The 5197-nt window shown below is 53.5% G+C and carries 1 protein-coding gene; it reads left to right on the plus strand.

The window, feature by feature from the left end; all coding sequences use genetic code 11:
• The first annotated feature begins 94 nt into the window (after positions 1–94).
• A complete protein-coding gene (locus tag ACFDR9_RS26865; RefSeq protein ID WP_409032954.1) occupies positions 95–5107 on the plus strand; it encodes a DUF4011 domain-containing protein in 5013 nt (1670 codons plus the stop codon).
• Positions 5108–5197 lie beyond the last annotated feature (90 nt).

Consider the following 5197-nt stretch of genomic DNA (forward strand, 5'->3'; position numbering starts at 1 on the left):
GCTACGCAAGCAAGGCCATGGCATGCTTGAGGTTCTGCTCCGGGCCTTCAACGGTAATCCTATCCCGCTTGCCGCATAGCGGCTGAACAGTCACATTAATTTTAAGCACGGTCCCGGCAAAACAATCCAATTCGTTGCCAGCGATTTTGGCGCCGTCTTTGAACGGCTTGCAGGCGATACGGCGGCCGGGGTAAAGCTTGAGTTCATCCCAGAGCCCAGTCGAGGGGACTGGGAGATAAAAAACGGCCGGCTTGTTCGCCCGGATGCAAAGGTCTATGCCGGCCGAATCGGAAAAAGCCCAACTTATGACCTAGCAAGCGTCAAAATTGCGGTGGGTGGTCGAGCCCGGTCACCGGCCGCATTGCAGACGTTATACTACGGCGACGAATTGGGAAAGCACGGTCGAAAGCTGGCACGCGAAGCAAAGTTGGCCATCGAAGAAACTGGCTCGAATATGCTGTACCTCGTTTTTGGGTTTTTAGAGTTTCCTGATAACCCTGGCAGCGACAAGCTCTACCAGGCTCCCCTGCTGTGCGTACCCGTGACGGTAGCTATTTCGGACGAAGGTCAGTATTCCACCTTTACGCTACTTAGTTCCGGCGAAGAGCTAACGGACAATCTCTCATTACGTGAGAAAGTAAAGCGGGACTTTGGGCTCAACCTACCGACCTATTTGGACGAAGAAGACGAGTCAGCTGACGCGTACCTAGCACGCGTAGCGGAGACAGTTAAAGAGCTACCCGGCTGGCGAGTGCAGCACCGCATTACGCTTTCGCTGCTCTCATTCGCAAACATGCTGATGGTTAAAGACATCGCGCCTGAGACTTGGGCCGACGCCTCAGGGAATTCAGCGTTGCTTGACCATCCTTTGATACGTCAGGTATTCGAGGGAAGCCATTCGTCAATCGGAGAGCCAGCATATGCCGGCGAGTACGACATTGATGCCCACCCACGCGGCGATGTACCGCTAATTTACGACGCGGATAGCTCCCAGCACAGCGCATTGATTGATGTCCTTGAGGGTAAGAATCGAGTCATCGAAGGCCCGCCTGGGACCGGCAAGTCCCAGACCATTACCAATATCGTTGCGGCTGCAATGCAAGCCGGCAAAACGGTACTTTTCGTTGCTGAAAAGTTGGCGGCCCTTGAGGTCGTTAAGTCCAGACTAGAACAGGCAGGCCTGGAAGATTTTGTGCTCGAGCTGCATAGCAATAAGACGAATAAAAAGCGCGTGCTAGAGGACTTAAAGCACCGCCTGGAAATGACTGTGCCGCGGCTCGGAGAACTGCCGGCTCTGATGAGTCAGCTACAGGAAAAGAAAGACGAGCTGCGCTCGCACATGGAAATCATGCGGAACACCGACGGCAATGCGCTTGGGTTGACGCTGCATCAGGTTATGTGGAGAGCTGAGCTCAATCGTGCGCGATGCGGGGATGAGTCCATCGCGTTAGAAACGCTTGAGTATTTACCTGCAGCGGTAACGACCTCAGCCGCGCTCTTGGGTATTCACGATAGTCTGAAATACACGGTTCAACAGTTTGAGGCAATCCAAAAATTTGACGAATCGCATCCGTTCTGGGGATTTTTTCCAACAGAGCTGACGCCGCACGACGCCATCCCGATACAGCAAATACTGACGACTTATCGAGTTCGCTTCCAGGACTTCCAAAACGGCTTAGAGCGCGCGCTAGAGATATTTGGCACAGACGAAGTCCAATTGGACAACGCTACCGCGTCAAAGCTAATTTCAGTACTGGCAGATTTGGCGCCGGCGGAGCCCGATGAAGTGAACTTCCTTCTCCTGCCTTCGCTCTTTCCACCCGAAGACGAACAAGGAAGGAAGTCCGTTGCGGTCCTCAAGGAACTGCTGGCGGCTCAGGAGCTGCTATCCGCACTGGAGCGTAGCCGCGACCATACGTTGATTCCAAACTCTGCCCCGTCCATCGAGGACGTCGCGCAAGGTGAAGAAATCCTCAGGCTGGCAACTGTCACGAAGCTTGACGAGCGAACACGTGAACAGTTCGAAAAAATGCTCGATAAGTTTCGGCCGGCAGTTGAAGCCTGTAGATTGGCGCTCCGGGATTTGGAGCGTATTGCGGAACTTTTCCGCATGTCGTTTGAAGGTTCTGCTGAAGACGTCGACAAACTTCTAATAGTGCGCGCGGTCTTGGAAGATGCACCTATGGGACTGTTGCATCTTCGAAGCGAGTACCTTATGCATCCGACATCGCTCGAAACACTCAAGCGCATGGCCGAAGAGCTTAAATCCATTCAAGCGTCATTCGGCAAGCTTGAAGAGTCCCTCTACATGGACTCGATACCTTCCGACGGCGAACTAACAGAGGCAATCGCGATACTGCGTGAAGGCACCGCCTGGTATCGAATATTCCAAGGCGGCTGGCGGAAGGCTATCGGCTTGCACAAGCGACTTTCACGCAACAAAACCATCAAGCTCTCCTCCGACCAGAGACTTGCTGAACTTGAGTCCGTTCGGAAGTATGCGAAGCGACACCATGCTTGGAAAAACGATGAGAAGCTCAAAAGCGTTACTGGCACTGCCTTCGATGGCGAAGCGACCCCGTTCCAGGACCTAATCCCGGTCGCCACTTGGTTGGTAAAATCGAGCGAAAAATTTGCGGACATCCGCATAAACGACGGGTCCCTTGACCTTCTTAAAATCGCACGCCCCGATATAGTCGAATTGACCAACGAGACGAGCAATCTTCACACAGCAGTAACCGCGTTGAATTCGGTGGCGGCAATGGCAGCGTCGACACATTCGGCAGCGCCTGAGATTTGCGCCCGCATTGACCTGGCCAATTGGAATGAAAGACTGTCCGAGTATCATGAATCCGCTGAGATGTTTGATTCAGCGATTGAGTTTATGAAGAAATGGGTCAGGCCAAATGCTACGCTCAGGGGGGGAATCATCGCAATCGCAGATGCGTCTAAAGCTCCCGATGTCGAGCGCTCTCTTGCATTCCACACGCAGGGACGAGAAATTTTCGGAACAGCTTATCGAGGCCGAGACACTAACTTGGCGACTGCCTTCGCGGCCCATACCTACGGGACACTTCTGCTCGCAGCGCGCCTACCTGTTCCAATCGAGCAGCTGCTGCTGTCGGCCAACTCCGTCGCAAACTATGCTGCGATTGAAGAGTCAATCATCGCAATTAATAAGGGTTGGCAGGACCTGGTCGAGTTCAAACAATCCTTGAGCAAATTTGGTGAGGTAAACACTACGCAATGGGCTGGCAGCGACGCAAACAACATCACCGAGTTCGTGAGCGGCCTTTCCAGACGTACCGCATCAGCGGCGCAGAATTATTCAAGCCTGCTCCCCTGGGCGCAGTACGTGCAGGCGCGCAAGGCAAGCCAACGTGCTGGCCTGATGGACTATCTTTCCCTAGTCGAGACGGGTACGCTCTCTCCAAAGCGATTAACGAGTGGCTTCGCTTTCCGTTTTTACGCATCGATAGCTGAACAGCTCTTCCGTCAGAACAAGGACCTGAGAACCTTCAGTGGAACGCGCCATTCATCGGTACGCAAAGACTTCGTTTCGCTGGACCGCGAGGTCATCAAAATGCGCGGGGCGCAGGTGGCGCGTGATTGCATGCGGGCTAGCATGCCGCCACAAGGTACCTCCGGAGTCCGGGTTGATGACAAGACCGAATTGAGGCTTCTCGAGCATCTGATTCCGCAGCAGCGGCCTCGGGTGCCGCTAAGGAAACTACTGAGCCGCTCGGGCAGAGCTATCCAGTCGTTAAAGCCCTGCTTCATGATGGGACCACAGGCAGTGGCTCAATTCCTTCAGCCGGGTCAACTGCACTTTGACATCGTCATCATGGACGAAGCGTCGCAATTGAAACCGGAACAAGCCCTGGGTGCGATTGCCCGTGGCTCGCAACTTGTCGTCGTCGGGGACCCGAAACAGCTTCCTCCAACGTCATTTTTCGCACGCATGGCTACGCCAGATGACGATGGCGATAGCGGTAAGGGTGCAGCAGCCGTAGATGCGGAAAGCATACTCGACGTTTGCATCAGCCACTTTCACCCGGTGCGCACCTTACGTTGGCACTACCGTTCCCAGCACGAGTCGCTCATAGCGTTTTCGAACCAAAATTTTTACCGCGGCAATTTAGTCGTCTTCCCGTCTCCATTCGGAAAAAGCAAAGAGCTTGGACTGCGTTACCACTACGTGAAGAATGGGATATATGAAGGCCAGATGAATGTAATAGAAGCGCGCCAAGTAGTCGAAGCTGTCGCCTCTCACATCCAGACCCGGCCAGGCATTTCGCTCGGCGTAGTGACGCTGAATGTGAAACAACGGGAACTCATTTCGGAGATGCTTGAAGAACGCCTGAAAACAGTTAGCGGTGCTGACGATTTCAAGATGCATTGGAAATCGCATGGCATGGAACTGTTCGTGAAAAATCTCGAGAACGTTCAGGGTGATGAGCGTGACTGCATCATAATTTCCACCACTTTTGGCCGCCCATCGACTGCCGGCGTGGTTCGACAGAATTTCGGTCCTATTAGTAGGGGCGGAGGATGGCGCAGGCTCAACGTGCTTTTCACTCGTGCGAAAAAATCGGTCGTAGTTTTTAGCTCAATGCGCCCTGAAGACATCGTAGTCGATAAAAGCACTCCCGAAGGTACGAAGGCTTTACGTAACTATCTTCTGTTCGCACGGGATAACGTGCTCACGCAGAATGAAGAAACAGACCTGCCTCCAGATAGCGATTTTGAAGTGGCAATACTCGATTTGTTGAAAGGTAAAGGCTACGAGGTAGTTCCTCAATTGGGTGTCGCCGGCTTTAGAATCGACATCGCGGTGCGGCACCCAGATTACAAGTCCGTCTTCCTGGCGGCCATCGAATGCGACGGCGCTAGCTATCACTCCGGTGTAACCGTACGCGACCGAGACCGGATTCGACAGGAAATTCTCGAAGGATTGGGATGGCGCGGTCGCATTTGGCGTATTTGGTCGACAGACTGGTTCCGTAATCCACAATTGGAAGCCGAGCGCCTCTTTAGCTTCCTTGAAGAACTTCGCTCCGTTCCTCTTCCCGTCGGCGAGAGCTACGATGAAGTAGAAGAAGAGTGACTATTCAGCCTGAGCGTACAGCGTAGAAAGTTGTTGTAAACGAATCGTGGATAACGCATCATGCGTGCATGCCACCAAAACCGCCCCGCC

It is taken from the genome of Janthinobacterium sp. CG_23.3, from assembly GCF_046115965.1.
Taxonomy (GTDB): Bacteria; Pseudomonadota; Gammaproteobacteria; order Burkholderiales; family Burkholderiaceae_D; genus Janthinobacterium.